We start from the raw sequence: 26,866 nt of genomic DNA on the forward strand, positions 1-26,866 counted from the left end.
ACGTCAGGCACCCCGTATCGCCGAGAAACGGGCTGCGTGTCGAGAAACGGGTGTGCACGTGCGTTTCTCGACGCTGCGCCCGTTTCTCAGCGAAGTCGCTCGGCTGCGCTCCGTTTCAAGAGACTATTGAGTCAGTGCGGCTGGACCATACCGACATAGCTGTCCCCGGCGTCGTCAGCAGGAATCCCGGCGCTGTCAACGGTCATGCGGGTCGCTCGGGTGCATGGCGATGAACAGACCCCATTGGGTGGCACCGTCCTTGTTGCGCCGGCTCCGGAACTCTTCGAACAGCTCATCGATGCGAGCCCGGAACTCCTCGACCTCATCCTCGGTGAGCATCGCCGCCATCCGACCCATCGTCCGCTCCTCATACGGTGCGGCGGTGAACTCGGCGGTGAAGGCCTCGATCATCTCGGTCGTCATATCGCCGGTGTTGAGGAACCAGCTCTTGCCCGTGGCGAGGTACGGGATCTCCCTGGACCCGCGCTTGCCTCGCCGCGCCTCCTGAGGTTCGAGGAATCCGGTGTCGGCGAGCATCCGCACATGGTGGAGCGAGGTCGCGGGATTGAGGCCGGTCGCCTCGGCGATCTCCCGATTGCTCATTGCCTCATCCAGACACAGCCGCAGGATCCGAATCCGAATGCTCGACGCCAATGCTTTGGCCTCGGCGTCGGTGGCATCCCGGCGCTCGACGGCTCGGGCGAGGGCGGCCGCGGCAGGTGTGTCATCGTTCATGCCTCAACGCTAGCGAGTGATCGGGAGAAGTCAATCAATCCCCACAAAGCGATTGACTTTCCCCAATCACTCGTGGAGCATTACTGATTGACAACCCTCAATCACTGACTCTCAACCCACTGATCCTCCGCCCGCCGTCTCGAGGAAGAGCCATGGCAGCAGCCGACCAACCGCCGTCGAGCAAACCACAGCCGCAGCAGGGTTCCGCCTCATCGCAGCGGCCGAAACACGTCTCTCTGTGGAGACACCGCGATTTCATGAAGTTATGGGCAGGCGACACGGTCTCCGTGTTCGGCTCCCAGCTCGTCCTCTTCGCCCTCCCCCTCATCGCCGTGCAGCTCCTCCACGCCGACGCCTTCGAAATGGGAGTGCTCGCAACCCTGGAATCTGCGGCGTTCCTGCTCATCAGCCTGCCCGCCGGGGCCTGGGTCGACCGACTGCCGAAGATACTCGTCATCGTCTCCGGCGACATCATCCGCGCCGCCATCCTCCTGACCATCCCGCTGACCTGGGCGTTCGACGCACTGAGCATGGTCCAGCTCTATCTCGCAGCGGCCGGGGTCGGAATCGTCAGCGTCTTCTTCGACATCGCCAACCAGTCCTACCTGCCCGAACTCGTCGACGGCGACGCGATCTCCGACGGCAACGGCAAGCTCCAAGCCAGCCAGCAGACTGCCGGAGTCGCCGGCCCCACGCTCGCCTCCGGGCTGGTCACCGCGATCGGTGCCCCGCTGACCATCGGACTGACCAGCATCTGCATGGGACTGTCGAGCATCCTCGTCGGACTCATCCGACACCGCGAAACCCCACGACCAGCCGAGGACCGGGCCGGATTCGTCGCCGAGATCCGCGAGGGACTCGGCTTCGTCCTCGGCCATCCGCTGCTGCGCCGGATCACTGCCTGCACAGGTCTGACGAACTTCGCGTCGTCGGGCATCTTCGCGCTCCTCGTGCTGTACGCCCTCACCACACTCGGTCTCCACCAGGTCGAACTCGGAATCATCATGTCCGTCGCCTCGGCCGGCGGCATCCTCGGCGCACTCACGGCGGCATGGGTGCAGAAGATCCTCGGCGAAGGAACGAGCATCGCTGTGTCCGCGCTGATCGGCGGCCTCTGCTTCCTCGGTGTTCCGCTCGCTTCCGTCCTGCCGGCGCTGCCGACCCTGCTGATCAGCTGGTTCTTTGTGACCTGGGCAGTCGTTGTCTACAACATTGCGCAGGTGAGCTTCCGCCAGCGCCTGTGCCCGAAGCCGCTGCTGGGCCGGATGAACGCCTCCATCCGCTTCCTCGTGTGGGGACCGATGCCCTTGGGTGCCTTCCTTGCCGGCATCCTCGGCGACCGGCTCGGGTTGACAACGACGATGTGGATCCTGGCAGCCTGCGCACTGTTCGGCTCACTGCCGGTGCTCGCCTCCCGCCTGCTGGGAATGCGTGAACTCCCCCGCGAACTCGATCTGCTCGGCAGCGGGGAAACGGCTGATCGCGATTGAGAACGACAAGCCCGCCCCGCCTCAACGGGTGGCGTAGAGGTGCTCGGGACGGCCGGTGTTGCCGTACTGCAGGGACACCGTGATCGTGCGGGCCTCGGCGAGTTTCGCCAGATGCCGCTGCGCGGTCGCACGGGAGGCGCCGACCGCCTCGGCGACCTCGAGAGCCGTCATCGGGCCGCTCGCCTCCTCGAGTGCTGCGAGAATCCGGGTCGTCGTCGACGATCCCGCCGGGCTCGCTCCGGTCCCGCCGACGGCCGCGGCATCGTGGAGGTTGCGCAGCTGCCGCTCGAGATCGGTCTGCCCGACCTTATCCCGCTCCCAATAGCGGAGGAATCGAGCGTAGCGGCGCAGGAAGTTCTGCAGCACCTCGGCGGCGAAGGGCTTGACGATGTACGTCATCGCCCCCGCGCGCAGCGCCGAGCGGACCACCTGCGGATCCGTGACCGCCGAGAGCACGATCGCCTCGATATCGGTCTCGCGGATGAGTTCGACCCCAGTGCCTTCGGGCAGGACGTAGTCGACGAGAAGCAGATCGACCTCGTTCTCGGCGATGACCTCGCGGGCCGTCTTCAGGTCGCGGACGGGTTCGAGAGCCGTGAAGCCGGGCACCTCGTCGACGTACCGGGCATGGATCTGCCCGACGAAAAAATCGTCATCGAGCACGAGAACGTTGACCATCATCTCTCCTCATCTGTTCGGAATTCGTCGTCGCCGGGTATCGCGTCGACATCACCGTCGCCGTCAATCGCATCAGCATCGCCGTCTTCGCCCATGTCACCCACGTCGCCCGCGTCGGCCGCGTCGCCCACGTCGGCAGGATCGTCGAGGGCATCGGGCAGGCGCATGCCGAAGCTCGCCCCGCCGAGGTCCGGATCGTGGCCGTCGATGAGCCACACCGCTCCCCCGCCCTTCTCCGCGACCCGGCGGCTGAGCGCGAGTCCGATGCCGAGTCCGTGACCGTCTCCGGTGCCGGTTCCCGAGGTGAGTCCGATCCCGAAATCCGGCGCCGAGGCGGCCGTCGAGGTCGAGAATCCCTCGTCGAAGATCTTCCCCGCCACCTCGTCGTCGATCCCGTCGCCGGTGTCCGTGACGACCGCGTGGAGTTCCGGTCCGGAGCTGAGGACCTGCACCTCGACCCGACCGCCGTCCTCGGCATACCGACGACCCGCGACGGCCGCACGGACGGCATTGTCGATGAGGTTGCCGAGGATGAGCGTGACCGCCTCCGGGTCACGGACCGCACCGACGGCCAGGGAATCGGGGGTGACGGCCAGGGCCACTCCGGCCTCGGCGGCGGTCGTTCCCTTCGCTTCCAGAACGGCGCGCAGGTACGGGTCGGCCACGAGGTCGATGTCCTCGACGGGGGTCGTGATCGGCCCGGTTCCCAGCAGTGAGGACAGATAGGTGTGGGCTTCGTCCGTCGCGCCCGTGTCGACGAGACCGAGCACGGTGTGCAGCCGGTTGGCGAACTCGTGCCGCTGAGTGCGCAGGGCCCGGGCCATGGCGGTGACGGATTCGAGCTGGCGAGCCATCGTGAGCATCTGGGTCTCGTCCCGCAGTGTCACAACCCCGCCGACGGACACCCCGTCGCGTTGGACCCGGACGGCTGTGGCCAGCAGAATCCGGTCGCCGATCGTGATCCGGCGCCGCAGGGCTCCGTCCGCCGGGGCGTCAGCCATGAGCGCGGTGACCTCCCCGGGCACATTGACGAGTTCGTCGTCGGAGAGGTCGACAAGTTCGCGGTCGGAATCCCCCGCCGAGGCGGCTGCCCCGTTCGCGTCGGCCGTGCCGTTCGCATGGTCGACGTCCCCCGCCGAGGCGGCACGGAGCAGCTCCTTCGCGTTCGAGTTGCTCAGCGTGAGCTTCCCGTTCGTGTCGAAGCCGAGCACTCCGTCGTCGAGGCCGTGGAGCACGGCACCTTGGTCGCGAGCCATTTCGGCGAGCTCTTCGGGTCCGACGCCGAGCGTCTCCCGCCGCAGCCGGCGTCCGAGCCAATACGAGACTCCGACCCCGAGTGCCAGCGCAAGCACTGCCACGGTTCCGAGCAGCAGCATCTCCCGACGCACATCGGCATCGAGCACGGAGGCGAAGATGCCCACCGAGACCTCGCCGACGACGGTCTTGCCGTCCTCACTCGAATAGATCGGCACCTTCGCCCGCACCGTCTCGCCCAGGGTCCCGGATTCGTGGGAGACGTTCTCGCGTCCGGCGAGTGCCTCATCCGGCGACGTCGAGACCTTGTGCCCGATCTTCGACCGATCGGGGTGGGTGAGTCGGATGCCGCGATCGTCGGTGATGACGGCGAAGGTGATGCCCGACCGGTCGCGCAGATCATCGGTGATCCCCAGCATCGAAGTCACGAGCTGCTCATCGGGCTTCTCAGCGTGCTCGGCCGAAGCCTGGGTGGCGGCGGCGCGGACGTCCGGATCGATCGCCAGCGTGCGGGCAGTGGCCAGCGCCTTCGTCTCGGTCACCTCGGTGACGGTGCGCGCCCCCATCCACGCGAACACTCCGGTGACCAGGGCGAGGATCACGATGACGAGCGCGAGCTGAGAGATCAGCACACGTCGGGAGAACGAACGATGGGGCCGGGGCACGCGCTCAGCGTAGCCGCGTTTGAGCGCAATGCGCAAAAGGCGCGCAACGATCTAAACGCCATCAGTGCACACAAGCGCGCGCGGCCCGTGATCTGGGCCCTACGGTGTTTCGAGCCTCACATTCGCCTTCGAAGGAGAAGCTCGTGCTTGTCATTCTCGGTTTTGCCATGATCCTCGTCTTCATGACGCTGATTATGACCAAACGACTCTCGCCGATCCTCGCGCTCATCCTCGTGCCCACGATCTTCGGCCTCTTCGCCGGGGCCGGACTGGGCATCGGGGACATGGTCATGGACGCGATCGCCTCGATGTCGTCGACGGCAGCGCTGCTGCTCTTCGCCATCATCTACTTCGGCATCATGATCGACGTCGGTCTCTTCGACAAGCTCGTCGAGTTCATCCTCAAGGTCGCCGGCAACGACCCCGTCAAGGTCGTCCTCGGCACCGCACTGCTCACCGGCGCCGTGTCTCTCGACGGTGACGGATCGACGACGTTCATCGTCGTCACCGCGGCCATGCTGCCGATCTACCAGCGCCTCGAGATGTCTCCGGTGGTTCTCACCTGCGTCGCCGGTCTCATCAACGGCACCCTCAACATCGTCCCGTGGGGCGGACCGACGGCACGAGCCTCCTCGGCGCTGCAGATCGACGCCAACGAGATCTTCGTCCCCATGGTCCCGTCCTTGGTGGCCGGCCTGCTCGTGTGCCTCATCTTCGCTTACGTGCTCGGCATCTCCGAACGCCGCCGCCTGGCCAAGAACGGCGTCGCCTGGGTCGAGGACCGCGGTTCGAATCGTCGTATGGACCTCGTCGGCGCCGTGGCCGGAGCCAGCACGACCGTGGGTTCGTCCGCGGGCACCACCGCGGGCAGGCACGGACACGGATCCGGCTCGGCCGCCTCGGCGAATGATGACATCGCCACCGAGGCGATCCCCGCCTCCGCGGGCGACGCAGACGGATCCGCCGGAACTGGTTCGGGCCTGTCGAACACCGCGCTTGATCCCAACCGCGCGACCCTGCGTCCGAAGCTGTTCTGGTTCAACCTGGCCCTGACCGTGGCCGTGATGGTGCTGCTCATCATCGATATCCTGCCGCTGCCGTACCTGTTCATGATCGGCACCGTCATCGCGCTCATGGTCAACTTCCCGAAGATGAAGGATCAGCAGGAGGAGCTCGCCTCCCATGCGACGGCGATCATCTCCGTCGTGGCCATGGTCATGGCTGCGGGCGTGCTCACCGGCATCATGTCCGGCACCGGAATGGTCGATGCGATGGCCGAATGGCTCGTCGAGGTCATCCCGAACTCGATGGGACCCTACATGGCCGTCATCACCGGCTTGCTGTCGATCCCGATGACGTTCTTCATGAGCAACGATGCCTTCTACTTCGGCATCCTGCCCGTCCTCGCCGAGACCGCCTCCCACTTCGGCATCTCCGCGGCAGATATGGCCCGCGCATCGATCACCGGCCAGCCCGTGCACATGCAGTCGCCGCTCGTACCCGCGATCCTGCTGCTCGTATCCCTGTCGGGCGTCGAGCTCGGCGATCACCACAAGAAGGTGCTGTGGCGTGCGCTCATCGTCGCCCTCGTCATGCTCGCCGTGGGTGTCGCCGTCGGCGTCATCGGAATCGGCTGAGCGGAGGACTGCGATGACTGATCTCTATTCGACCTCGCACCCCCGATTCCCTGCCCCGTCCCTGCAGGTCACCGCCTCATCGGGCATCGGTTCGGTCTCAGCGACCGTGGTCCTGGCGCTGCGTCCGGATTCCTCGGACGAGGTGCTCGAACAGGCGATCGCCGCGGCCCGCCGTGAGAACGCAGCGGTGCAGGCGGTTGTGTTCGGCACGGATACGACGACGGCACCGTCCACGTCTCCCCTGGCCGAGTGCACCAAGTTGGGTGCCGCCCTCGCCGAGGCGGGACTCGAGTATGCCGTCCACCGTTCCGGTCCCGACCCGGCCGAGCAGATCCTCGGTCTCGCCGACGATCACGATGCCGCGTTGATCGTCATGAGCACGAAGCGACGCTCGCCCGTGGTGAAGCTGCTGCTCGGGTCGAGTGCACAGCAGGTCATCCTCGAGGCCGAGTGCCCGGTGCTGTTGGTCAAGTAGGGCTAGATTCCGGCGATTCCGCGGCCCGGAGCCAGGATTCCTCGCGGGTCGACCAGTTTCTTGATCTCGCGCAGACCCGACCGTCCCGGCTGCGGTCCCCAGGCGTCGACCTCGTCCCAGACCGGTGCGGGTGCGTGGATGAGTCGAGCGGCGATGACATGCAGGCCGAAGCTGCGCAGATGTTCGAGGACCACACGGGTGGCCACTCCCGGTTCGGACTCCGGTGCGCCGATGCCCAGTTCGAACGTGCCCGTGGCACTGCCGCGCAGCTGCAGCGGATAGCCGATCGTCGTCTCCAGTCGGGCGACGGCGTCGATGAGCGTCGGAATGAAACTCGGCGCCACGGACATTCCGATGGTCGCAGCCAGCCGCGCTCTGTGCCCCCACCATTCCGGCTGCCCGCACGGGGTCGCACCGGGGATCCGATCGACGAGGTGGCCCACTTCGGCCTCCACCTCGTCGGCCTCCCCTTCCACGAGGATCACTGTCGCCGCCGGTGAACCGGGTGGTCGTTCGATGACGACCGCGTCCGGGACTCTGCGGGCGATGAGGAGGTCGGCGGCCGCCTCGGTGCCGGGGATCCATATGAATCCCTGCGTTGCGGGTCGCCTCGTCAGACGGATCTCGGCCTCGACGATGATCGCTCGGCCTCCCCAGGATCCGGTGACGAGTCCGGGCAGATCGCGGCCGCCCAGGTCACGGTGGAGCCCGTGAGAGGTGCGGGCGATGGTCCCGTCGGCACCGACGACGGTCACGGATTCCACGGTCTCGGCCAGGCGAGGGCGGCGCAGGCAGCGGGGACCGGTGGCCGCGGTGGAGATCATTCCGCCCAGGGTGGCGCCGGCTTCGATGCGGTCGGCGGGAAGGTCACTGATGATCTCCAGACCAGACTGTGCGGCAAACCTGTTCAGGGCGCTGATCCGGGTGCCGGCTCCGGCACGGATGGTCCCGTCGCGAGGATCGGCCGCCTCGGCGATGGACGTCAGGTCGATGAGGAGTCCCGGAGTGGACGCGGGTGGATGATCGTCAAAGGCGGTGCCGCCGCCGAACACGGCCACGGTGCGGCGCTCGGCATGGGCACGGGCCATGAGTTCGGAGAGTTCGGCAATGCTTGAGGGGCTGGCCAGTCGGGGCAGTTCGTCTGTGGTCAGGCTCATCCCCACCTCCGTGTATCCGTCCGTCGTCGGCGCCTCCCACCTGCAGGTCGGTCGGGGACCGTCACGTGGGAGTGTGTATGTCGAGCTTAGCGAAGAACGCCCCCGAAATCGGTGCTCATGGCACAGATTTCGGGGGCGTTCGGCGTCGTCAGCGAGTGCCGATCACGGCATGCGGGCGTAAGCCGGCAGGGTGAGGAAGTCGACGTACTCGGGGTCGAGTGCGACCGAGACGAAGGTGTCGGTGGCGTCCTTCCAGCCTGCGTCGTCACCGGGCAGCTTGGCGACCTCCTCGGCGACGATGCGCTCGACGAGCTCCTTCGTCACCGTCTCACCGGAGTCGAGGGTGATTCCGGCGTCCAGCCACTGCCACACCTGGGAACGGGAGATCTCGGCGGTCGCGGCGTCCTCCATGAGTCCGTTGATGGCGACAGCGCCGTTGCCTTCGAGCCAGGCGCGCAGGTACTGGATGCCGACGGACACGTTGGTGCGCAGGCCCGCCTCGGTCATCGCACCCGGAGTCGACTTCACGTCGAGCAGATCGGCAGCGGTGACGTTGACGTCTTCGCGCTTGTTGTCGATCTGGTTGGGCTTCTCGCCGAGGGTCTCGGTGAAGACCTCCTTGCAGAGTGCGACCATTCCGGGGTGTGCGACCCAGGAGCCGTCGAAGCCGTTGGAGGCCTCACGCGACTTGTCCTCGCGGACCTTGTCGAAAGCGGCCTTGTTCGCGGCTTCGTCCTTCGAGGGGACGAAGGCGGACATTCCGCCGATGGCATGTGCCCCGCGCTTGTGGCAGGTGCGCACGAGCAGTTCGGTGTAGGCGCGCATGAACGGCACCGTCATCGTCACATCCGAACGGTCCGGCAGCAGATAGTCGGAGCCGCGGGAGCGGAAGTTCTTGATCACGGAGAAGATGTAGTCCCAGCGACCGGCGTTGAGACCGGCGGAGTGCTCGCGCAGCTCGTAGAGGATCTCCTCCATCTCGAAGGCCGCGGTGTAAGTCTCGATGAGCACGGTGGCGCGGATGGTGCCGCGGGCCAGGCCGAAGGCGTCCTCGGCGTGCTCGAAGACCTGGTTCCACAGGCGGGCCTCGAGGTGGGATTCCATCTTCGCGAGGTAGAAGTAGGGGCCGCGGCCCTTCTCGATCTGGATCTGACCGGCGGTCGAGAAGTAGAGGGCGAAGTCGACGAGCGAACCGGAGGTCTCCTCACCGTCGATGAGGATGTGCTTCTCCGGCATGTGCCAGCCGCGAGGACGCACGACGATGGTCGGCAGCTCCTCGTCGGGGGCGAGCTTGTATTCCTTGCCCTCGGGCGAGGTGAAGTCGATTTCGCGGTTGAGCGAGTCGAGGAGGTTGATCTGGCCCTGGATGACCGAGTCCCACTGCGGGGTGTTCGCGTCTTCCTGGTCGGCCAGCCACACCTTCGCTCCGGAGTTGAGCGCGTTGATCGTCATCTTCTTGTAGGTGGGGCCGGTGACCTCGACGCGGCGGTCTTCGAGACCGGGAGCCGGGGGTGCGACCTGCCAGGAGGGATCGTTGCGGATCTCCGCGGTCTCGGGGAGGAAGTCGAGGTCCTTGCCTGCGGCGATTTCGGCCTGGCGTTCCTTGCGAGCCTCGAGGCGCTCGAGGCGGTCGCCGTTGAACTTCCGGTGCAGATCGACGATGAGCTCAAGCGCCTTGGGCGTGAGGACCTTCTCAGCCCCGTCCGGCAGCTCACCGGTGATCTCCATCCCGGCGGGGATGTCCAGGTTTTCGATATGAGCGGTCATCGATGGTTCTCCTTAGTCAGCACATCGGTGCTGCGTCCTTTTCCACATCTGGTGATGCGATATGTTCGCTGGTCAACGGGGTTTTGACTGCGAAACTTTCACATTGTGAAAATGTTTGTTCACACAACGAAAGAATATGAGGTGATGCACGTCTCGTCAAACCATATCCTGCATTCGAGACGGTGTGTTCATTGACTCCGCCCAAGGGGCCGGAGAGGATAAGGGGAACATCTCTCATGGACTCGCCGATGCGGCAATGATGCCGCGGATCGGACTCACGGTGGACAACCTCGCTGTTGCAGCTCTCTTGGCCCTCTCCCCCATCCTCTTGGCCGGAATCCTTCTCATCGGATTCCGCTGGCCCGCCAAATACGCCATGCCCATCGGACTGGTCGCCGCAGCGCTCGTCGCGAACTTCGCGTGGAAGATCGAGTGGGTGACGATCGGCGCCTCGGTCGTCCAGGGCCTCCTCGTCGCGATCGGCCTGCTGTGGATCGTCTTCGGTGCGCTTCTGCTGTTGGCCACGATCACTCGGTCCGGAGCGATCGAGACCATCCGCGCCGGCTTCATCGCGATCTCCCCGGACCGGCGGGTGCAGGTCATCATCGTCGCCTGGCTCTTCGGCTCGTTCATCGAAGGTGCCGCCGGCTTCGGCACTCCGGCCGCCGTGGTCGCCCCGCTCATGTTGGCCCTCGGCTTCCCCGCGATCGCCGCGGTGCTCGCCGGTCTCATCATCCAGTCGACGCCGGTGAGCTTCGGCGCCGTCGGCACTCCGATGATTCTGGGCATCGGCTCCGGGCTTTCGCAGGAGGACGGGTCGATGTCGGCCGATGTCGCCGAACGTGCCGGTCAGCTCGGCCTCGGCCAAGCCGAATTCGTCGCTCACACCGCGACGCAGGTCGCGCTCATCCACGCCTGCTGCGGCATCCTCATCCCGCTGCTGCTGTCATGCATGATGACAGGATTCTTCGGCGCCAACCGACGCTTCGCCGATGGCCTAGCCATCGCCCCGTTCGCGATCTATGCGGCCGCGGCGATGATCGTGCCCTACCTCATCGTGGCCAATGTGCTCGGGCCTGAGTTCCCGTCGCTGCTCGGCGGGCTCATCGGTCTGGCCATCGTCGTGACGACCTCGCGGATGGGCTTCCTCATGCCGAAGAAGACTTGGGACTTCGCTCCGCGTGAGAAGTGGCCGTCGTTCTGGATGGGCACCGTCGACCCGAACAAGGAGAAGGCGCAGCTGACCAAGAAGATGTCGCTGCCCCGCGCGTGGTCGCCCTATCTCATCGTCGTCGCCCTGCTGCTCATCACGCGCAATGTGCCCGCGATCAAGGAGTTCCTCAACGGTCCGGCCGTGATCAAGATCGACAACATCTTCGGCACCCCGATCAGCCAGAACATGGATCTGCTGTGGTCGCCCGGCGCGATCTTCGTCCTCGCCTGCGGGCTGACGTACTTCATCCACCGGATGACGAAGAAGCAGATCGCAGGATCGTGGCAGATCGCCGGTTCGCAGATCGCCGGCGCGGCAGTGGCCCTGCTGTGTTCCCTGCCGCTGGTGCGCGTGTTCATCAACTCCGGTGCCGACTACAACGGCGCCGGCCTGGATTCGATGCCGGTCACCCTCGCCGAGGCGGCCGCCAGCTCCGTGGGCGACGCCTGGCCGCTGTTCGCCCCGTTCGTCGGCGCCCTAGGCGCCTTCGTGGCAGGCTCGAACACCGTCTCGAACGTCATGTTCTCGCAGTTCCAGTTCTCCACCGGCACCGCGATCGGCGCGGCCAGCCCCGAGACCGTGGTCGCAGCTCAGGCGGTCGGCGGCGCCGCTGGAAATATGGTGGCCGTACACAACGTCGTGGCCGCCTCGGCGACGGTGGGACTCATCGGTCGGGAGGGCGAGCTCATCCGGCGCACCTCGATCCCGATGCTCGTGTATTCGCTGACCGCGGGCGCCCTGGCGTTCATCGGACTCAACGGGCTGGGCTTCAACGCGGGCACCGTCGTCCTCACCGCGATCATCATCGGCCTCGCCGTCGTCGTGGTGATGATCCGCCGCTCGCCGGGCAAGCCGCTGCCGGGCCTTGAGGCAGGAGGCGGCAGCGCAGCCATGGCCGAGGGGATTGCCGAAGGCGCCGACGGGCACTCGGCTCGCGGCGGCAGCTCTGACATCGACGATGACGAACCGGAGCCCACCGCTCGCGCTTAAGGGCCCGCAACTTTCCGCGGATCGTCCCCGCACTTGACGCTTCCGCACGCGCGAATCGTCCCCCGCACCAGGTGTCATCGCCTTTTGAGTCGGGAGTCATCGCCTTTTGATCCACGCATCGGGTTCAAACGCGATGCACCGGTCAAAAGGCGATTCGCCCAGAACGCGACAACGCCCGCAGAGCCTCACGAGGAGGCATCTGCGGGCGTTCGCGGTTTCGTCGGTGTAGCAGACCGACGACGGAGCCGCTCGAAAGGGGAGTCTCAGACGATGACGACCATGGGGACGATCATCGGCTTGCGGCGCAGCTTCGAGGACACCCAGCGGCCGACGGTGCGGCGCACCACCTGCTGCAGCTGGTACTGATCAGTGGTGCCGTCACGCAGGGCATCCTCGACGGCCTTCTGCACCTTCGGGACGATCGAGTCGAAGACGTCATCGGACTCGGCCACACCGCGGGCGTGGATCTCGGGTCCGGCGATGAGCGACTTCGTCTGCGAGTTCACGGCCATGAAGATCGTCACGAAGCCCTCACCGGACAGGACGAGGCGATCCTTGAGGTCCGCCTCGGTGATCTCACCGACCGAGGAACCGTCGACGAAGACGTAGTTGCAGTCGACGGCGCCGACGACCTCGGCGTGACCGTCCTTGAGGTCGACGACCCAGCCGTCATCGGCCAGCACGATATTGTTCGGGTCGACTCCGGTCGCCTCGGCGTGACGGGCGTTGGCCAGCAGGTGGCGCCACTCGCCGTGGACGGGCATGACGCCGCGGGGCTTGACGATGTTGTAGCAGTAGAGCAGCTCGCCGCCGGAGGCGTGGCCGGACACGTGGATCTTCGCATCGGCCTTCGAGATCACGCGGGCGCCGAGCTTCATGAGGCCGTTGATGACCTTGAACACGGAGTTCTCATTGCCCGGGATGAGCGAGGAGGCGAGGATGACTGTGTCGCCGTCGCCCACGTCGACGCGGTGGCTGCGGTTGGCCATGCGGGACAGGGCGGCCATCGGCTCGCCCTGGGACCCGGTGCACATGAGGACGATCTGGTCCTCCGGGTAGTCGTCGACCTTCTTGATGTCGATGAGCGTTCCCTGGGGCACGTTGAGGTAGCCGAGGTCCTCGGCGATCTTCATGTTGCGCACCATGGAGCGGCCGACGAGGGCCACCTTGCGACCGTGGGCGGTGGCGGCGTTGAGTACCTGCTGCACACGGTGGACGTGCGAGGAGAACGAGGCGACGATGATGCGGCGTTCGGCGGTGCCGAAGAGGTTCTCGAGCACCGGCCCGATGTCCTTCTCCAGCGCGGTGAAGCCGGGAACCTCGGCGTTCGTCGAGTCCGTCATGAACAGGTCCACACCCTCTTCACCGAGGCGGGCGAAGGCGCGGAGGTCGGTGATGCGGCCGTCGAGCGGCAGCTGGTCCATCTTGAAGTCACCGGTGTGCAGGATGTTTCCGGCGCCGGTGCGGATGAACACGGCCAGGGCGTCGGGGATCGAGTGGTTGACGGCGACGAATTCGAGGTCGAAGGGACCGAGCTGGTCGACGTCGTCTTCCTTCACCACACGGGTGATGGGCTTGATGCGGTGCTCTTTGAGTTTGGCTTCGATGAGCGCGATCGTCAGCTGCGAGCCGAGGATCGGGATGTCGCCCTTGCGGCGCAGCAGGTAGGGAACGGCGCCGATGTGGTCTTCGTGGCCGTGGGTGAGCACGAGGCCGATGATGTCATCGAGGCGGTCATCCAGGTAGGAGAAGTCGGGGAGGATGAGGTCGACGCCGGGCTGGTCCTCTTCGGGGAAGAGCACACCGCAGTCGACAATGAGGAGTTTGCCGTGGTATTCGAAGACGGTCATATTGCGGCCGACTTCGCCGAGTCCGCCGAGCGCGACGATGCGGACGGCTTCTCTGTCCATCTTCGGCGGGAGGGACAGTTCTTGGGTCAATGCATTATTCACTGAGGTAACCACTCCTGGTCAATTGGGCGGCGACGAACGCCATCTGCTCCTCATCAGCTGGGAGCAGCGGCATACGCACGTCGCGGTTGTCGAGTATTCCTTGGGCCTGCAGAGCGGCCTTCGCCGAGATCACTCCCGGCATGTGGTTCATGAGCGCATCCACCACGTCCGCGGTGTCGCGGGAAAGGGTGCGTGCGGTGTTGAGGTCGTTGTTGGCCACTGCGGAGACCATGGCGGCGAACCGGTCCGAGCAGACGTGTCCGGCCACGGACACGAGCCCGAGCGCGCCGAGAGACAGCAGCGGCAGGTTGAGGGCGTCCTCGCCGGAGTAGTACACGAGCGAGGAGTTGTTCATGACGAACGAGGAGGCGAAGAGGTCTCCCTTGGCGTCCTTGACCGCGAGGATGTTCGGGTGGTCCGAGAGTCGCAGCAGAGTGTCCGTGATGATCGGGGCACCGGCGCGGCCGGGAATGTCATAGAGCATGACCGGCAGGTCGGTGGAGTCGGCGGCCGCGCGCATATGGGCTTCGATCGCCGGTTGGGTCGGCTTCGAGTAGTACGGGGTGACGAGCAGGATCCCGTCGGCTCCGGCGTCGGCCGAGCGGCGGGAGAGGTCGATGGTGTGTGCGGTGACGTTGTTGCCGGTGCCGGCGACGATCTTCGCCCGCTTGCCGATGACACCGCGGACGACGCGGATGAGTTCGACCTTCTCGTCGTCGGTCGTCGTCGGAGATTCGCCGGTGGTGCCGGAGACGACGAGCATGTCGTTGCCGAGCTCGACGAGGTGGTTCGCCACCTTCTCCACGGACGCATAGTCGATGCTGCCGTCGCGCTTGAATGGAGTCACCATTGCCGTGCCGACGGAACCGAACGCGTCAATGGCAGTCGCTGCTGCCTGATCACCGAGAATCGCCATAGACCCAAGGATACCGCCCACGTCGTCTCATCAGTGCAGTGGTCCACCCGCGTTGCGGGTGTCGTTCGCCTCGGATGCGGCGCTCATGCGGCCACAGTGAGAGACAGATCACACCCGTGTCCGTCTGATCGTCTACGCTTGTGCCCTGCCTGCCACCGAAACTCAGGAGTTTTCGATGACCCGCACCCGCATCCGCGATTTCCATGATGATGACCTCGACGGAATCATCCGTCTCTTCGAAGCCGCCGTCCCGGAATCCGAGTCCGCTCCCCCGCTCTATCCGCTCTCCGAGGTGTTGGCCGCCTGCCAGCGCAATCAGGCCGTTGTGGCCGTCCGCGATGAGGAGATCGTCGGTGCCGCCGTCGGTCGCGCCGCCCACGGTCAGGGAGTTCTCGTGTTCTTCCATGTCCTGGAGGCGGTGCGTGCCGATCCGGAGCAGGGCACCCGAGCCGAGGCGGGGCTGCTCGATGCGCTCGAACGCCGTCTCATGCCGCTGGGCCTGGGGAAGCTGTCGATGCTCATTCCCGCCGGCACCTCGGCCTGCGATGGTCTGGTGGCCAACGGTTTCGAGACCCGGTCCGGGTTGAAGTACGTCGAACGGCACCTGCCGGTGCAGCGTCGTGAGCTCGACCGGCTCAAAGCGGTCGGGGGACGGATTCTGCCGCGCCACCTCTGGGATGGGGTGAGCGGGATGCAGGAGGAGAAGGACATGCTCGAGGACCGCCTCGTCGTGCCCTTGGCCGAACCGGATCTCGCCGATCATTTCGGGGTGGTGCCGCCTCGGGCGGTGATGCTCTTCGGTCCGCCGGGGACGGGGAAGACGACCTTCGCGAAGGCGGTGGCATCGCGGTTGGACTGGCCGTTCGTCGAGGTGTTCCCGTCGCGTCTGTCCGGTGAGCCCAGTGGTGTGGCTGCGGGTCTGCGGACGACGTTCGAGCAGATCAACGAGCTCGAGCATGCCGTGGTGTTCATCGATGAGGTCGAGGAGATCGCGTCGAAGCGCGGAGGTGAGCCGCCGTCGCCTACCCAGGGGGTGACGAATGAGCTGCTCAAGCAGGTTGCAGAGTTCCGGGATCGGGAGGGCCGGCTGCTCATCTGTGCGACGAACTTCGTCCGTGCCCTCGATGCGGCGTTCCTGCGGCATGGGCGCTTCGACTATGTCATTCCCATCGGTTTGCCGGATGCCACCGCCAGGGCGGCGATCTGGTCGCGCTACATTCCCGAGCACACGATCGCCGGTGTCGATCTCGATGTGCTCGTCGATGCCAGTGACGGGCTGACCCCGGCCGATATCGAATATGCGGCCCGGCGGGCTTCGCAGGAAGCGCTGGCCTCGTCGCTGCGACAGCAGCACGTCGATATCTCGTCGCGGACGGATGTGCTGTCGACCGATGACTATCTCGAGGCTCTGCGGGCGACGCGGGCGACGGTGTCCGAGGAGACGGCCCGGGAGTTCGGCGAGGACGTCGATACGATCGCGAGGTTGTGAGGCGGGGCCCTCTCAGCCTTCGAGCAGGCGGTCAGCGGTTTCGATGAGGATCCGCGTCATCGTGCGCGGTTCCGGTCCATGGCCGGCGACGATGGCGAGATCGAAGCCGTCGATGATCGCGATGAACGTGTCGACCACCTCGGCGGCGGTGAGTTCGAAGAGTCCGAATTCGGCCCTCTCAAGCCCATCGTCGACGATCGTCCGAAACAGTTTCCGCCACCCGTCGAACACGGCGTCGACGCAGTTCTGCAGGCCTTCGTCGGTGCGCGCGGCAGTGACGAGTTCGAGCCAGATCCGTGATCGCTGCTCGTGCATGCCCACGCCGTGGATGGCTGCGAACGCGTCGTGGAGGCGATAGCGAGCCATCTGACCGCGGGGGTCATCGCCGGGTTTCGACATCTGTTCGAGGTGCAGCAGCACTGTGGCCGTATGGAAGGAGAACGACTGGGCCAGCAGTTCGTCCCGGGACTCGAAGTAGTACTGAACTGTGCCGATCGACATTCCAGTCGCATTCGCCACGTCCCCGAGCCGGACGGCAGCGGGTCCGCGAGCGACGATCGCGTCGAGAGTCGCTTGGATGATCGCGAACTTCTTCGCTTCGGCCTGCTCGGGCGGCTGTGTCGGGCGCGGGCTCATGATGAGACCGCCTGTTCTCCTGTGGCCGGTTCCCTTGGCGGCCGGTGGCCGGCGCGTTCACCTGTGGCCAGCTGGGTGGCCGCGGTCAGTCCTTCGTAGACGGCCTCTTCGACCGTGCGCGGAGCCAGGGCGTCGCCGATCACCGTCACCGAGGCGGCTCCGAAGTCGAGGTCGACCGTTACCGATCGCGGGGCTCCGGAGACGATCGTCGCGGCGACATCGTCGACCTCGTGCACGACCTCGCAGAGGGTGGACTGCAGGTAACCGGTGTCGGCATCGACTCCGACGAGGCGGGCGTCATTGACGAACTCGAAGCGACCGGTCCGCAGCGCTTGGGCCACGAGCAGGGTGCGCGTGTACTGCTGGATCGCGGCGCCGGCGAAGTTCGCCGCCGTCGCGAGAACCACGTGCCGCCCGGCCTCGGCCAGACGCAGGGCGATGCCGAGGCCGATCCAGTCACCCTTCCAGTCCGTGACGAGCACGCGGCCGGGCGGAAGATCCGGGGTCTCCCGCAGATAGTCGCGAGCCCCGATGACGAGCGCATCGTCGGCGACTTCGAGGGCAGGCATGCGCTGTTCGGCTCCCGTGGCGATGATGACGTGGTCGGGGGCCACCTCGGCGATGAGGTTCTGGGTGGCCGGTGCGGAGGTGCGGATGTCGACGCCGGCGCGGGCCGCCTCGGCGGTAAGGTTCGTCGCCGCTCCCCCGAATTCGGATCGATACGGCAGCTCCTGAGCCAGCAGCACCGCCCCGCCGAGGTGGGGCTCCTTTTCGCACAGGACGACGTCATCGCCCTGTTCGGCGGCAATCGCGGCGGCCTTGAGTCCGGCCGGTCCCCCGCCGATGACGAGGACTCGGTCGCGGGTGCGCACTGTTGGTCGGGGAAGGAAGGTGAGCTCCCGGCCTGATTCGGGGTATTGAATGCATGAGATCGGCACGCCCTGTTGGAAGTGGCCGATGCAGGCTTGGTTGCAGCCGATGCAGGCGCGGATCTCATCGACTCGGTCGGCCCGGGATTTGTTCGCGATCTCGGGGTCGCAGATCATCGCACGGGTCATGATCGCCATATCGGTGCGGCCCTCGGCGATCGCGGTTTCGGCTTCGTGGGGCTGGTTAATGCGGCCGGCGACCATGACGGTCTTGTCGGTGATCTTCTTGACCTGCTCGGACAGGTTCGCGGCGTAGCCGGGGTCGATCTGCATCGAGGGCACGATGTGGACGGCACCTTGCAGGGTGGAGGAATCGCCGGCGGTGATCGAGAAGTAGTCGAGGCAGTCGACGCCGTCGGCGGTCAGGGTGTCGAGGTGTTCGATGAGGTCGAGGATCTCGGTGGCGACGAGGCCGTCCTCGGTCTTCTCCTCACCGGAGATCCGCACGCCCACCACGACATCTGGGCCGACTGACTGACGGACGGTCTGGGCCGCCTCGGCGAGGAAACGGCGGCGGTTCTCCGGGCTGCCGCCGTAGTCGTCGGTGCGGGTGTTGACGGCGGGGTTGAAGAATTGGATGGGCAGGTAGCCGTGGCTGGCGACGATCTCGACGCCGTCGATTCCGGAGTCGGCGATGCGTTTCGCGGCGTGTCCGTAGCCGGCGATGATGTCGCGGACCTCGGCGGTGGTCAGGGTTTCGGGGACGACTTTGAAGCGTTCCTGCGGTTCGTCGCTCGGGGCCTTAGCGCGGGGTGCCATGCCGCGTTCACCGTCCATGACTTCGCGGCCGGGGTGGAAGAGCTGAGCGAAGATCGTGGCTCCGTGGCGGTGGACCGCCTCGGCGACGTTCTGGTATCCGGGGATGGAGGATTCGTCGGTGGCCATGAGGACGTGGCTGGTATAGCGGGCGGTTTCGTGGACGCCGGAGACCTGGAGGACGATGAGTCCGGCCCCGCCTTTCGCGCGGGCCTCATGGTAGGCGACGAGGTCAGCACCGATGTGGCCGTGATCGTCGAGGACGGTGTCATGGCCGGAGGAGACGATGCGGTTGCGGATCGTCGAGGAGCCGATGGTGATGGGGTCGAAGAGGTGCGGGAACAGCTGTGACATGATCGTCCTTGATCAGATCGTCGGGATCGTCCGACGTGTTCGTTCGGACGGGGTGCCTCAGTTATTCATATCACCGTATGACGAACTGCGGCAAGGGGTCGGCTCAGGTCAATCGACTGCTTGACTAGCTTCCTGCAGTTACCCTGAAGCTATGCCTGACGCCTGCTTTTCACATCCTCGACTTGCACAGGTCTATGACCCCCTTGATCCTGACCGATCCGATCTGGACACGTATGCGAACTTGGTCGTCGAGTTCGGAGCGGAAGCTGTGCTCGATGTCGGGTGCGGCACTGGTGAGTTCATCGCTCGGCTCGTCGACATGGAAGTCAGGGCTCTCGGCGTCGATCCTGCTGCAGCCTCCCTACGCGTCGCAGAGTCCAAACTGACACCTGGTTCAGCAGAGCTTGTCATCGGCACAGTTTCCGCCCTGGCTGGGGACAACGCTCTGAGAAACTCCTTCGATATGGCAACGATGACCGCGAATGTCGCACAGGTCTTCCTCGACGACGATGAGTGGCTCTCCACATTGCGCACGATCCGTCGGTGCCTTCGTTCCGGGGGAAGGTTGGTGTTCGAAACACGCGATCCAGCGGACCAAGCTTGGGAGCGGTGGACCAAAGAAGCGACTCACCGCACCGTCGACCTGGGAGATTTGGGCGAGGTCGAGGAGTGGATCGAGACGACGAATGTGGAAGGTGAGTTCGTCACCTTCGTATCACCAACGATCTTCCACCTTGACGGAGAACGCATCGATTCGACGTCCACACTGCGGTTCAGACCAAATTCTGTGCTCGAACAGACTTTATCGGAAGCAGGATTCACCGAGGTCGAGATTCACGATCTCCCCTACGCTCCCGGCCGCGGATGGCTGTTCATCGCCATTGCCGGTTCCTGATGATGCCGACGGCCGAAGTCGGGTCGTCACAGTTCACGATCTTTCACATCAGAGCTGATCACCGGACACAGCGAAGGTGTCGCAACTGTTCAGGCCCTCGTTGTATCCGGTGGTGAACCATTTCTGACGCTGCTCGCTCGAGCCGTGGGTGAAGGATTCCGGGTTGACGAAACCGGACTGTTCCTGGATGTGGTCGTCGCCGACGACGAAGGCCGCGTTGAGAGCGTCGTCGAGCTGCTCTTTGGAAGGCTCTTCGAGATACGGGGTGCCGTTATCGTCGGTGAGAGTGGTGACATTGCCCAGCCAGGCACCGGCGTAGCAGTCGGCTTGGAGTTCGGTGCGCACGCCGTTGCTCTCCGGACCGGTGCCGTTGTTCGGGTGCTCGCTCATCACGCCCGTGATGTTTTGGATGTGATGGCCCCATTCGTGGCCGACGATGTAGAGCTGGGCGAGCTCATCGGCCGAGGCACCGTACTGCTGACGCAGAATGTCGAAGAAGCTCGGGTCGATGTAGACGCCCTGATCGGCCGGGCAGTAGAAGGGTCCGACCTGGTTCGATGCGGTTCCGCAGCCGGTTGACGTCTGACCGTCGACCAGTGTCATCGCCGGCGGTTCGTAGCCGTCGACCTGCTGTGCCCAGTAATCGTCGAGGACGACCTGCGCTCCGGCCATTCGACAGTCGATGTTCGTGTTCGCATCCTCGCCCGTATCGCACTGGGACATGCTCGTCCCGCTCGATTGGTTCTGACCGCCGTCGTCAGGGGTGATTCCGCCCATCAGTCCGGTGACATCAACGCCGAGCAGCGGTCCGATGAGGAAGACGAGCAGGCCGACGATGCCCACGCCGCCGCCCCCGACGATCGCGGTGTTGCGACCGCGTTTGCTCGTCTTGTTGCCGCTGATATCGGCGTTCGGGTTGAAGGTCATGGCATAAAGATACCCCGGGAGCGTACGCGGGAGGGCGCGCAGAAGTGAAGTCGTGTGAGAATCGTTCCATGAGCTCTCACCCGGCGGAACCTCACCGAGCGCACGACGCGGACTCCACGGCCACCTCGGCGAGGGTTGCCCGTCGGCTCAGCCCCGATGGGCGGCTCATCGGACTCGATGTCGCCCGCGGGATCGCCCTCTTGGCGATGATGGTCACGCACATCTTCGCCCTCAGCGACGAGACGGGGATGCCGACCTGGGCGGCGGTCTTCGCCGGGCGCGCCTCGGCGCTGTTCGCGGTCCTCGCCGGCTGTTCCCTGGTGCTCTCGACCCGATCGCGGATGGCAGTATCGGGGCGGTTGCGCGATGCGGCACCGAGCGTGCTCATCCGGGCGGCGGCCATCGTCCTCATCGGGCTCTGCCTCGGGTCGATCTCCGGACTGCTCGCGGTCATCCTCGTCAACTACGGGATCATGTTCGCCCTCGCCCTGTTCTTCCTGCGGTTGCGCGCGGGGGCGCTGTTCGCGATCGCCGGGGTCTGGATGGTTGTCTCCCCCGTTGTCTCGATGTGGGTGCGTTCGACGTTCCTCCTCGAACCGAGCTACCTGCCGATGGGCTTCTTCGACTTCGCGACGCCGGGGACGATGCTCACCGACCTCTTCCTCACCGGCTATTACCCGGTGCTGCAGTGGCTGTCATACATTCTGCTCGGCATGGCCGTGGCGAAGCTCGACATCGGACGCCACCTGCTCGCACTGTTCACCACCGGGCTAGGATTCTTCGTCATCGGTCGCGGTGCCTCATGGATTCTGCTCAATGTCTTCGGTGGCGATGCCGCGCTCGTGGAAGTTTCGCAGATGTGGGGCACGGACCTCACAGCGGCACTGTTCACCGGCAGCTACGGGGTGACTCCGGCGACGTCGTGGTGGTGGCTGGCGATCGCGGGACCGCATTCGGGGACGCCGTTCGATCTTCTCTCCACCGGCGGAACCGCGGTGATGACGATCGCTGCGTGCCAGGCCGCAGCGGTGCTCTTGGGTCGCCGGTCATGGGTGCTCGCGCCGCTGTCGGCGCCGGGATCGATGCCGTTGAGCGTGTATTCGGCGCACGTCGTGCTGTTGGAGATCACGAGGTCTCAGATCGTCGGCGGCCCGTTGGAGGCATCCGCAACTGTTGGCGAGCAGACTCTCGAGTTCGTCATCCACGCGGCAACGTTCGTGCTGCTGCCTCTGCTGTGGAAAGCATTTGTCAGCTTGCGCGGCCCGCTAGAAGGCGGAATCGCGGGCATCATCAGGGTGGCGTCGCCGGGACCTAAGCGCCCTGCTTCTGACCTTCCCGGAACAGGCTGATCGACTTGCGCATCGTGGCGCGCGCCCGTTTGCGGTCGCCGCTGGCGTCGTAGGCGCACGAGAGCCGGAACCAGGACCGCCAGTCCTCGGGGGCGGCCTCGGCTTCGGCCTGGTACTTCACGAATTCCTTGTCGGCGGCCTCGCGGATGATCTTCCCGCCCGGTGTCCTGGGCAGGTCGTCGACGGGCAGTCCGCCTTCCTTCCCGAGGATGCGCGCGAGCTTCTCCGTGCGGGCGCCGAAGACGAGTTCAACGATGAGCGTCCATGCGCCGATGATGGGCAGGACGAACAGGGCGATGCCCATGATCTTGGGGATCATCGCGGGTTCGCGGACGAGGATCCACGCCCTCTGTCCCATGAGGACGAAGTAGAAGACGAGGACGACGGAGACGATGATCGCTCCGATCTTGGCCTTCGACATCAGAGGTCGAGCATGTTCTCGAGGCCGTGGATGAGCCCCGTGTAATCGGCGATGGACCGCACGGCGGTGACGATGCCGGGCATGAACGCCGAGGTGGAGTGCGAGTCCGTGCGGATGGTCAGGGCTTCACCGTCGGAGCCGAAGAGGATCTCTTCGTGGGCGTTCATGCCCTGCTGACGGATGGCGTGGACGTGGATTCCGTCGATGACGGCGCCGCGTGCACCCTGCGGATCGGATTCGGTGGAGTCGGGAACGGCGGGCAGTCCGGCGGCGTTGCGTGCCGCAGCGATGCGCTGGGCCGTGTGGTTCGCCGTGCCGGACGGGGCGTCGAGTTTGCGGGTGTGGTGGATCTCGACGACTTCGGCCGAGTCGAAGTAGGGTGCGGCGAGTTCGGCGAAGCGCATGGCCAGGACGGCACCGATCGAGAAGTTCGGGGCGATGAGCACCGCGGTCTCCGGGTGGTCCTTGAGTGTGGCTTCGAGGCGGGCCAGACGGTCGTTGTCCCAGCCGGTGGTGCCGACGACGGTGTCGATGCCGTTCTCGACGAGGAAGGTGACATTGTCCTCGGTGGATTTGGGCACGGTCAGTTCAACGGCGACGTCGATGTTCTGCTCGATCAGGGTCTCCAGCGAATCGCTGCTGCCGAGTGCGGCGACGAGTTCGAGTCCTTCGGCGTCATTGATCGCATCGACGGCGTGGGATCCCATCCGCCCCTTGGCTCCGATGACGGCTACGCGAATGCTCATATGCTGCTGACTCCTTGTGCGATGATCCCTGCGAGGTGTGCCTGTCGGGCCGAGACGGAACGACCGGAACGATCTCCGCCAGTCAGTCTAGCGACCCTCGCCGGATCTCTTCACATCCAGTGACCATCCGAACACTCCCAATTACTACCTGACGGCGGCCCAGCAACCTGGCGCGAGGTATCTGGGCCGCCGTCAGGTAGTTCTGGAGGGGACGGTGCGGGGTCAACGAGGTGGGTCGAACGGTACGCGCGGTCCACGGTGCCGCGGGTCTCCACTCAGCCGAGCGCAGACCTCGGCGTCGTATCTGATGCCGTCGTAAAGGAGTTTCTTTCGTTCGCGGCCTTCGACGATGAAGCCCGCATTCCTGGCGACTGCGGCCGAAGCCGGGTTGCTCACCCGGTAGCCGAGTTCGAGCCGGTAGATCCCGAGTTCGTCGTGGAGGAGATCGACGAGGCTGCGCAGCGCCGCCGACACCACGCCATGGCCGCGGGCCTCGGCCACCGACCAACAGGAGATCCACGCGCTCGAGTGGCGGCGTTCGATCCCGGGGGCCATGACGTTTCCAAGGATTCGTCGGCCTGAACGATCAGCATCGCCAACGATCGGCCGAGCGCAGAGGTCACCGGCATCCTCGGCGTCGGTGATGGTCTCCAGCCATGTCCGGGCACCACCGATCGTACGGTCGTCGGGGATGTTGCTCAGCAGTGCTTCGTCGGCCCGCTTGTACACCTCAGCCAACGCCTCGGCGTCGCCCGAGGCACCTGCCTGCCACGGTCTGAGCATTGCGTTCATCCGGCCGCCTTATCCGCGGTTGGGGGCCCAGCCGCCGGTCGGCCAGCGCTCGTTCTGGACTCTCAAACAACCTGACGGCGGCCCAGCTACCTCGCGCGAGGTTGCTGGGCCGCCGTCAGGTAGCAATTGGGGTGTCAGCCGAGGAGGAGGCCCTTGGTCTGAGCGACTGCGCGGTCGAAGCGTGCGCCGGCGTCGGCCCAGTTGACGATGTTCCACCAAGCCTTGACGTAGTCGGGCTTGACGTTCTGGTAGTCGAGGTAGAAGGCGTGCTCCCACATGTCGAGCTGCAGAACCGGGGTGCCGCCGAGCTGGATGTCGGACTGCTGGTCCTTGAGCTGCTCGATGAAGAGGTTTCCGCCGAGCTGGTCGTAGACGAGGACGGCCCAGCCGGAGCCCTGGATCGTGGTGGCCGCGGTGGTGAAGTGCTCGCGGAACTTGTCGAACGAACCGAACTGGTCGTCGATGGCTGCGGCGAGTTCACCGACCGGCTTGTCTCCACCGTCCGGGGACATGTTGTTCCAGAAGATCGAGTGGTTGACGTGACCGCCCAGGTTGAACGCGAGGTCGCGCGTCAGCTTCGGCACAGCGGCGAGGTTGCCGGATTCGCGAGCTTCGGCCAGCTGCTCAACGGCGGTGTTGGCGCCCTTGACGTAGGTGGCGTGGTGCTTGTCGTGGTGCAGCTCCATGATGCGAGCCGAGATGTGCGGCTCAAGAGCGGAGTAGTCGTAGGGCAGTTCCGGAAGTGTGTACTGCTCAGCCATGAGATTCCTCCTGATCAGATTTGATGACCACCACATCGGTGGCTTCATTTCGACCCTATCCCAGGGTCTCATCTCGAACAACAAGAGCCCCTCGGGTCCTATTCCATAACACGCGAAAAGAACGGCAAACCTGTCCTCACGCGCCCGATCCGAGGATTCCACCGCCCCGATGTCCCGAATCCTGAGACACCGAACAGATCATTCACCCCGGAAGCATGGCCTCACCCGCCCGCGATCGTTCGAAGATGTGGATGAGGGTCGGGCCCGCGTGGCCATCCGCCTCGTAGAGGGCCGCCAGCAGCGCCTCCTCACCGTCGACATGGACCCCGCGGGCGCCCATTGCCCTGGCCAGGGCCGGGAAGTCCGGACCGGTGAGGACGACTCCGGAGGGTTCGTCGCCGCGGTCGGACATTTCGTTGCGGATCTCCCCGTAGCCGCCGTTGTCGACGATGACGAGGGTGACCTGCACCTGCGCCTGCACGGCTGCCGCGAGCTCGGCGATCGTGAACATCGATCCGCCGTCGCCTTCGATCGCGATGACCCGCGCCGAGGCGGTCGCGAGCTTCGCGCCGATCCCTGCCGGCAGCCCGTACCCGAGCGTCCCGGCCCCGGCCGGGTAGAGGAACCGGTCCCCCGCTCTGGCCGACCACCCGGTCTGCACACCGTAGTAGCAGGCCATCGTCGAATCCGCCGCGACGATCACGGGCGAGTCCGCCGCGGCGGTGAAGGAGTTGAGTGCACCGCACAGGTCCGCCCAGGGGCGACCCGAAATTTCGGCCGCCGAGGTGGCCGCCGCCTTCTTCTGCTCCGCCCAGTCCGCGGTCGCCCGGGTGGTCGCCTCGGACCTGCGCGACCGGAGCACATCGACCAGCTGGGTCGCCGCCGTTGCCGCGTCGGCGAGGATCGGATGGGTGACCTCGCCGTTCGTGAGCATCTGGACTTCGTCGATGTCGATGCGCACGACCGTCTCGGGCAGAGGCAACGGTTCGGGCCAGAAGTCGCTCGGTGCCAGTTCGGTGCCGATGGCGATGACGGCGTCGGCGCCGGCGAGCAGCTCGGGCAGGGAGTCGAGGACTCCGACGGCCCCGAGGCACAGCGGTTCGCTGTCGTCGATGATGCCCTTCGCATTCGAGGACAGGATGATCCCGGCACCCAGTGTCTCAGCCAGCTCGAGGAGCGCTGGACCGGCCGATCGGGCTCCGGCACCGGCGATGATGAGCGGTCGCTGGGACTCTGCGACCGCCTCGGCGGCGGTGTCCACGGCGTGCGGATCGGCGGTCGGAAGGGGACGGACGATCGAGGGGTGGAGGCTGCCGGGGCCGGTGGCTTCGATGAGGTCGAGGGGGATCTCAATGGCGGCGGGTCGGGTGCGTCCGGCACGCATGGCCGTCAGGGTCTGTCCGACGGCCAGCGATATCTCGCCGGGGCTGGTGACGCGGTGGACCTCGGTGAGGACGGCCCGAAGTGCGGCCGTCTGGTCGCGGACTTCGTGGAGAAGTCCGTTGCCGCGGCCCGGATGGGTCAGCGGCATTCCGGGACAGATGAGGAGCACGGGTATCGAATCGGTGAAGGACTGGAGCAGCGCGGTGAGTGCATTGAGCACGGCGGGGCCCGTGGTCGTGACGACGACGTTGATCTCGCTGGTGCTCCGGGCCGCACCGTCGGCCATATAGCCGGCGCCCTGTTCGTGACGTGGGGAGACGATGTCGATTCCGTGTGCGCTCAGTTGGGCGAAGATCTCGAGATTGTGGGTGCCGGGGATGCCGAAGACTCGCGTGATGCCTTCGGCTTTGAGCGCTCTGGCCAGATGGGCGCCGCCGGTGAGTTCGACCATGGAAGTTCCTTAGCTTGAGTGGTCTCGGTTCGAGTGGTGACGTCTGTG

Annotated in this window: 22 protein-coding genes; 7 read left to right on the forward strand and 15 right to left on the reverse strand. The window is 65.7% G+C overall.

The genetic code is table 11. From position 1 onward, the window contains the following. Positions 1 to 195 precede the first annotated feature (195 nt). A complete protein-coding gene (locus ACSBQT_RS10205; protein WP_435001673.1) occupies positions 196 to 735 on the reverse strand; it encodes an ArsR/SmtB family transcription factor in 540 nt (179 codons plus the stop codon). Positions 736 to 887: 152 nt separating this feature from the next. Here ACSBQT_RS10205 and ACSBQT_RS10210 point away from each other — a divergent pair, with 152 nt between their 5' ends. Then, positions 888 to 2,225 (forward strand): MFS transporter, encoded by a 1,338-nt coding sequence (locus tag ACSBQT_RS10210; protein ID WP_435001674.1) that lies wholly within the window; start codon positions 888 to 890, stop codon positions 2,223 to 2,225. 21 nt (positions 2,226 to 2,246) lie between these two features. On the opposite strand, the gene ACSBQT_RS10215 is transcribed toward ACSBQT_RS10210, so the two are convergent. Together ACSBQT_RS10215 and ACSBQT_RS10220 are read right to left on the reverse strand one after the other, a co-directional pair. Continuing rightward, the gene (locus ACSBQT_RS10215; RefSeq protein WP_435001675.1) at positions 2,247 to 2,906 is read right to left on the reverse strand and encodes a response regulator; all 660 of its coding nucleotides are present in this window, start codon (positions 2,904 to 2,906) and stop codon (positions 2,247 to 2,249) included. Continuing rightward, entirely contained in the window at positions 2,903 to 4,822 is a 1,920-nt protein-coding gene (locus tag ACSBQT_RS10220) for an ATP-binding protein (RefSeq protein WP_410711258.1), read from the reverse strand. The genes ACSBQT_RS10215 and ACSBQT_RS10220 overlap by 4 nt, the downstream gene beginning before the upstream one ends. 143 nt (positions 4,823 to 4,965) lie before the next feature. On the opposite strand from ACSBQT_RS10220, the gene ACSBQT_RS10225 reads away from it, so the two are divergent. Together ACSBQT_RS10225 and ACSBQT_RS10230 are read left to right on the forward strand one after the other, a co-directional pair. Further along, a complete protein-coding gene (locus tag ACSBQT_RS10225; RefSeq protein ID WP_435001676.1) occupies positions 4,966 to 6,459 on the forward strand; it encodes a CitMHS family transporter in 1,494 nt (497 codons plus the stop codon). Positions 6,460 to 6,472: 13 nt separating this feature from the next. Beyond that, positions 6,473 to 6,934 (forward strand): universal stress protein, encoded by a 462-nt coding sequence (locus tag ACSBQT_RS10230; protein WP_435001677.1) that lies wholly within the window; start codon positions 6,473 to 6,475, stop codon positions 6,932 to 6,934. A 2-nt stretch (positions 6,935 to 6,936) separates the two neighbouring features. Here ACSBQT_RS10230 and ACSBQT_RS10235 read toward each other — a convergent pair whose 3' ends face one another. Then, positions 6,937 to 8,091 carry an FAD-binding oxidoreductase gene (locus ACSBQT_RS10235; protein WP_435001678.1) on the reverse strand — a complete coding sequence of 385 codons (1,155 nt, stop codon included), beginning with the start codon at positions 8,089 to 8,091 and terminating at the stop codon, positions 6,937 to 6,939. Between the two features lie 162 nt (positions 8,092 to 8,253). Then, positions 8,254 to 9,858, reverse strand: a complete 1,605-nt coding sequence (gene aceB, locus ACSBQT_RS10240; RefSeq protein WP_435001679.1) for a malate synthase A — start codon at positions 9,856 to 9,858, stop codon at positions 8,254 to 8,256. 184 nt (positions 9,859 to 10,042) lie between these two features. On the opposite strand from aceB, the gene ACSBQT_RS10245 reads away from it, so the two are divergent. Then, positions 10,043 to 12,061, forward strand: a complete 2,019-nt coding sequence (locus ACSBQT_RS10245; protein WP_410711253.1) for an L-lactate permease — start codon at positions 10,043 to 10,045, stop codon at positions 12,059 to 12,061. Between the two features lie 263 nt (positions 12,062 to 12,324). On the opposite strand, the gene ACSBQT_RS10250 is transcribed toward ACSBQT_RS10245, so the two are convergent. Next, on the reverse strand, positions 12,325 to 13,971 hold the full coding sequence (locus ACSBQT_RS10250) for a ribonuclease J (protein ID WP_410711355.1): 1,647 nt from the start codon (positions 13,969 to 13,971) through the stop codon (positions 12,325 to 12,327). 34 nt (positions 13,972 to 14,005) lie between these two features. After that, positions 14,006 to 14,929 carry a 4-hydroxy-tetrahydrodipicolinate synthase gene (gene dapA / locus ACSBQT_RS10255; protein ID WP_139468766.1) on the reverse strand — a complete coding sequence of 308 codons (924 nt, stop codon included), beginning with the start codon at positions 14,927 to 14,929 and terminating at the stop codon, positions 14,006 to 14,008. 175 nt (positions 14,930 to 15,104) lie between these two features. On the opposite strand from dapA, the gene ACSBQT_RS10260 reads away from it, so the two are divergent. Next, complete coding sequence (locus tag ACSBQT_RS10260) at positions 15,105 to 16,418, forward strand: ATP-binding protein (protein WP_435001680.1); 1,314 nt, start codon at positions 15,105 to 15,107, stop codon at positions 16,416 to 16,418. 12 nt (positions 16,419 to 16,430) lie between these two features. Here the strand turns inward: ACSBQT_RS10260 and ACSBQT_RS10265 are convergent, their stop codons facing one another. Both ACSBQT_RS10265 and ACSBQT_RS10270 read right to left on the reverse strand, forming a co-directional pair. Beyond that, positions 16,431 to 17,054, reverse strand: coding sequence for a TetR/AcrR family transcriptional regulator (locus ACSBQT_RS10265; RefSeq protein WP_435001681.1), 624 nt, complete (start codon positions 17,052 to 17,054; stop codon positions 16,431 to 16,433). Beyond that, a complete protein-coding gene (locus ACSBQT_RS10270; protein WP_435001682.1) occupies positions 17,051 to 19,093 on the reverse strand; it encodes an FAD-dependent oxidoreductase in 2,043 nt (680 codons plus the stop codon). The genes ACSBQT_RS10265 and ACSBQT_RS10270 overlap by 4 nt, the downstream gene beginning before the upstream one ends. A 241-nt stretch (positions 19,094 to 19,334) precedes the next feature. Here ACSBQT_RS10270 and ACSBQT_RS10275 point away from each other — a divergent pair, with 241 nt between their 5' ends. Beyond that, on the forward strand, positions 19,335 to 19,988 hold the full coding sequence (locus ACSBQT_RS10275; protein WP_435001683.1) for a class I SAM-dependent methyltransferase: 654 nt from the start codon (positions 19,335 to 19,337) through the stop codon (positions 19,986 to 19,988). A 48-nt stretch (positions 19,989 to 20,036) separates the two neighbouring features. On the opposite strand, the gene ypfJ is transcribed toward ACSBQT_RS10275, so the two are convergent. Next, positions 20,037 to 20,915, reverse strand: coding sequence for a KPN_02809 family neutral zinc metallopeptidase (gene ypfJ, locus ACSBQT_RS10280; protein ID WP_435001684.1), 879 nt, complete (start codon positions 20,913 to 20,915; stop codon positions 20,037 to 20,039). Positions 20,916 to 20,983: 68 nt separating this feature from the next. On the opposite strand from ypfJ, the gene ACSBQT_RS10285 reads away from it, so the two are divergent. Beyond that, positions 20,984 to 22,264 (forward strand): heparan-alpha-glucosaminide N-acetyltransferase domain-containing protein, encoded by a 1,281-nt coding sequence (locus tag ACSBQT_RS10285; RefSeq protein ID WP_435001685.1) that lies wholly within the window; start codon positions 20,984 to 20,986, stop codon positions 22,262 to 22,264. Here the strand turns inward: ACSBQT_RS10285 and ACSBQT_RS10290 are convergent. The 5 genes from ACSBQT_RS10290 to ACSBQT_RS10310 all read right to left on the reverse strand — a co-directional run bounded on the left by ACSBQT_RS10290 (position 22,227) and on the right by ACSBQT_RS10310 (position 26,818). Further along, positions 22,227 to 22,685: a tetratricopeptide repeat protein gene (locus tag ACSBQT_RS10290; RefSeq protein ID WP_435001686.1), complete on the reverse strand. Its 459-nt coding sequence runs from the start codon at positions 22,683 to 22,685 to the stop codon at positions 22,227 to 22,229. The two genes, ACSBQT_RS10285 and ACSBQT_RS10290, sit on opposite strands and share 38 nt — an antisense overlap. Next, on the reverse strand, positions 22,685 to 23,431 hold the full coding sequence (dapB, locus tag ACSBQT_RS10295) for a 4-hydroxy-tetrahydrodipicolinate reductase (RefSeq protein WP_410711245.1): 747 nt from the start codon (positions 23,429 to 23,431) through the stop codon (positions 22,685 to 22,687). The genes ACSBQT_RS10290 and dapB overlap by 1 nt, the downstream gene beginning before the upstream one ends. A gap of 222 nt (positions 23,432 to 23,653) precedes the next feature. Beyond that, positions 23,654 to 24,223 (reverse strand): GNAT family N-acetyltransferase, encoded by a 570-nt coding sequence (locus ACSBQT_RS10300; protein ID WP_410711244.1) that lies wholly within the window; start codon positions 24,221 to 24,223, stop codon positions 23,654 to 23,656. A 134-nt stretch (positions 24,224 to 24,357) separates the two neighbouring features. After that, positions 24,358 to 24,984 (reverse strand): superoxide dismutase, encoded by a 627-nt coding sequence (locus ACSBQT_RS10305; RefSeq protein ID WP_039210893.1) that lies wholly within the window; start codon positions 24,982 to 24,984, stop codon positions 24,358 to 24,360. Between the two features lie 202 nt (positions 24,985 to 25,186). Then, the gene (locus tag ACSBQT_RS10310; RefSeq protein ID WP_410711243.1) at positions 25,187 to 26,818 is read right to left on the reverse strand and encodes a thiamine pyrophosphate-binding protein; all 1,632 of its coding nucleotides are present in this window, start codon (positions 26,816 to 26,818) and stop codon (positions 25,187 to 25,189) included. Between the last annotated feature and the right edge of the window lie 48 nt (positions 26,819 to 26,866).

This window comes from Brevibacterium sp. H602 (assembly GCF_051172395.1).
Classification (GTDB): domain Bacteria; phylum Actinomycetota; class Actinomycetes; order Actinomycetales; family Brevibacteriaceae; genus Brevibacterium.

What these genes read in the sequence shown, in the direction of transcription:
- ACSBQT_RS10270 (WP_435001682.1), bottom strand. Translation starts at nt 19,093, where the DNA reads ATGTCACAGCTGTTCCCGCACCTCTTCGACCCCATCACCATCGGCTCC.
- ACSBQT_RS10265 (WP_435001681.1), bottom strand. Translation starts at nt 17,054, where the DNA reads ATGAGCCCGCGCCCGACACAGCCGCCCGAGCAGGCCGAAGCGAAGAAG.
- dapB (WP_410711245.1), bottom strand. Translation starts at nt 23,431, where the DNA reads ATGAGCATTCGCGTAGCCGTCATCGGAGCCAAGGGGCGGATGGGATCC.
- ACSBQT_RS10235 (WP_435001678.1), bottom strand. Translation starts at nt 8,091, where the DNA reads ATGAGCCTGACCACAGACGAACTGCCCCGACTGGCCAGCCCCTCAAGC.
- ACSBQT_RS10250 (WP_410711355.1), bottom strand. Translation starts at nt 13,971, where the DNA reads ATGGACAGAGAAGCCGTCCGCATCGTCGCGCTCGGCGGACTCGGCGAA.
- ACSBQT_RS10205 (WP_435001673.1), bottom strand. Translation starts at nt 735, where the DNA reads ATGAACGATGACACACCTGCCGCGGCCGCCCTCGCCCGAGCCGTCGAG.
- ACSBQT_RS10230 (WP_435001677.1), top strand. Translation starts at nt 6,473, where the DNA reads ATGACTGATCTCTATTCGACCTCGCACCCCCGATTCCCTGCCCCGTCC.
- ACSBQT_RS10260 (WP_435001680.1), top strand. Translation starts at nt 15,105, where the DNA reads ATGACCCGCACCCGCATCCGCGATTTCCATGATGATGACCTCGACGGA.
- ACSBQT_RS10285 (WP_435001685.1), top strand. Translation starts at nt 20,984, where the DNA reads ATGAGCTCTCACCCGGCGGAACCTCACCGAGCGCACGACGCGGACTCC.
- dapA (WP_139468766.1), bottom strand. Translation starts at nt 14,929, where the DNA reads ATGGCGATTCTCGGTGATCAGGCAGCAGCGACTGCCATTGACGCGTTC.
- ACSBQT_RS10215 (WP_435001675.1), bottom strand. Translation starts at nt 2,906, where the DNA reads ATGATGGTCAACGTTCTCGTGCTCGATGACGATTTTTTCGTCGGGCAG.
- ACSBQT_RS10305 (WP_039210893.1), bottom strand. Translation starts at nt 24,984, where the DNA reads ATGGCTGAGCAGTACACACTTCCGGAACTGCCCTACGACTACTCCGCT.
- ACSBQT_RS10300 (WP_410711244.1), bottom strand. Translation starts at nt 24,223, where the DNA reads ATGAACGCAATGCTCAGACCGTGGCAGGCAGGTGCCTCGGGCGACGCC.
- ypfJ (WP_435001684.1), bottom strand. Translation starts at nt 20,915, where the DNA reads ATGACCTTCAACCCGAACGCCGATATCAGCGGCAACAAGACGAGCAAA.
- ACSBQT_RS10290 (WP_435001686.1), bottom strand. Translation starts at nt 22,685, where the DNA reads ATGTCGAAGGCCAAGATCGGAGCGATCATCGTCTCCGTCGTCCTCGTC.
- aceB (WP_435001679.1), bottom strand. Translation starts at nt 9,858, where the DNA reads ATGACCGCTCATATCGAAAACCTGGACATCCCCGCCGGGATGGAGATC.
- ACSBQT_RS10210 (WP_435001674.1), top strand. Translation starts at nt 888, where the DNA reads ATGGCAGCAGCCGACCAACCGCCGTCGAGCAAACCACAGCCGCAGCAG.
- ACSBQT_RS10310 (WP_410711243.1), bottom strand. Translation starts at nt 26,818, where the DNA reads ATGGTCGAACTCACCGGCGGCGCCCATCTGGCCAGAGCGCTCAAAGCC.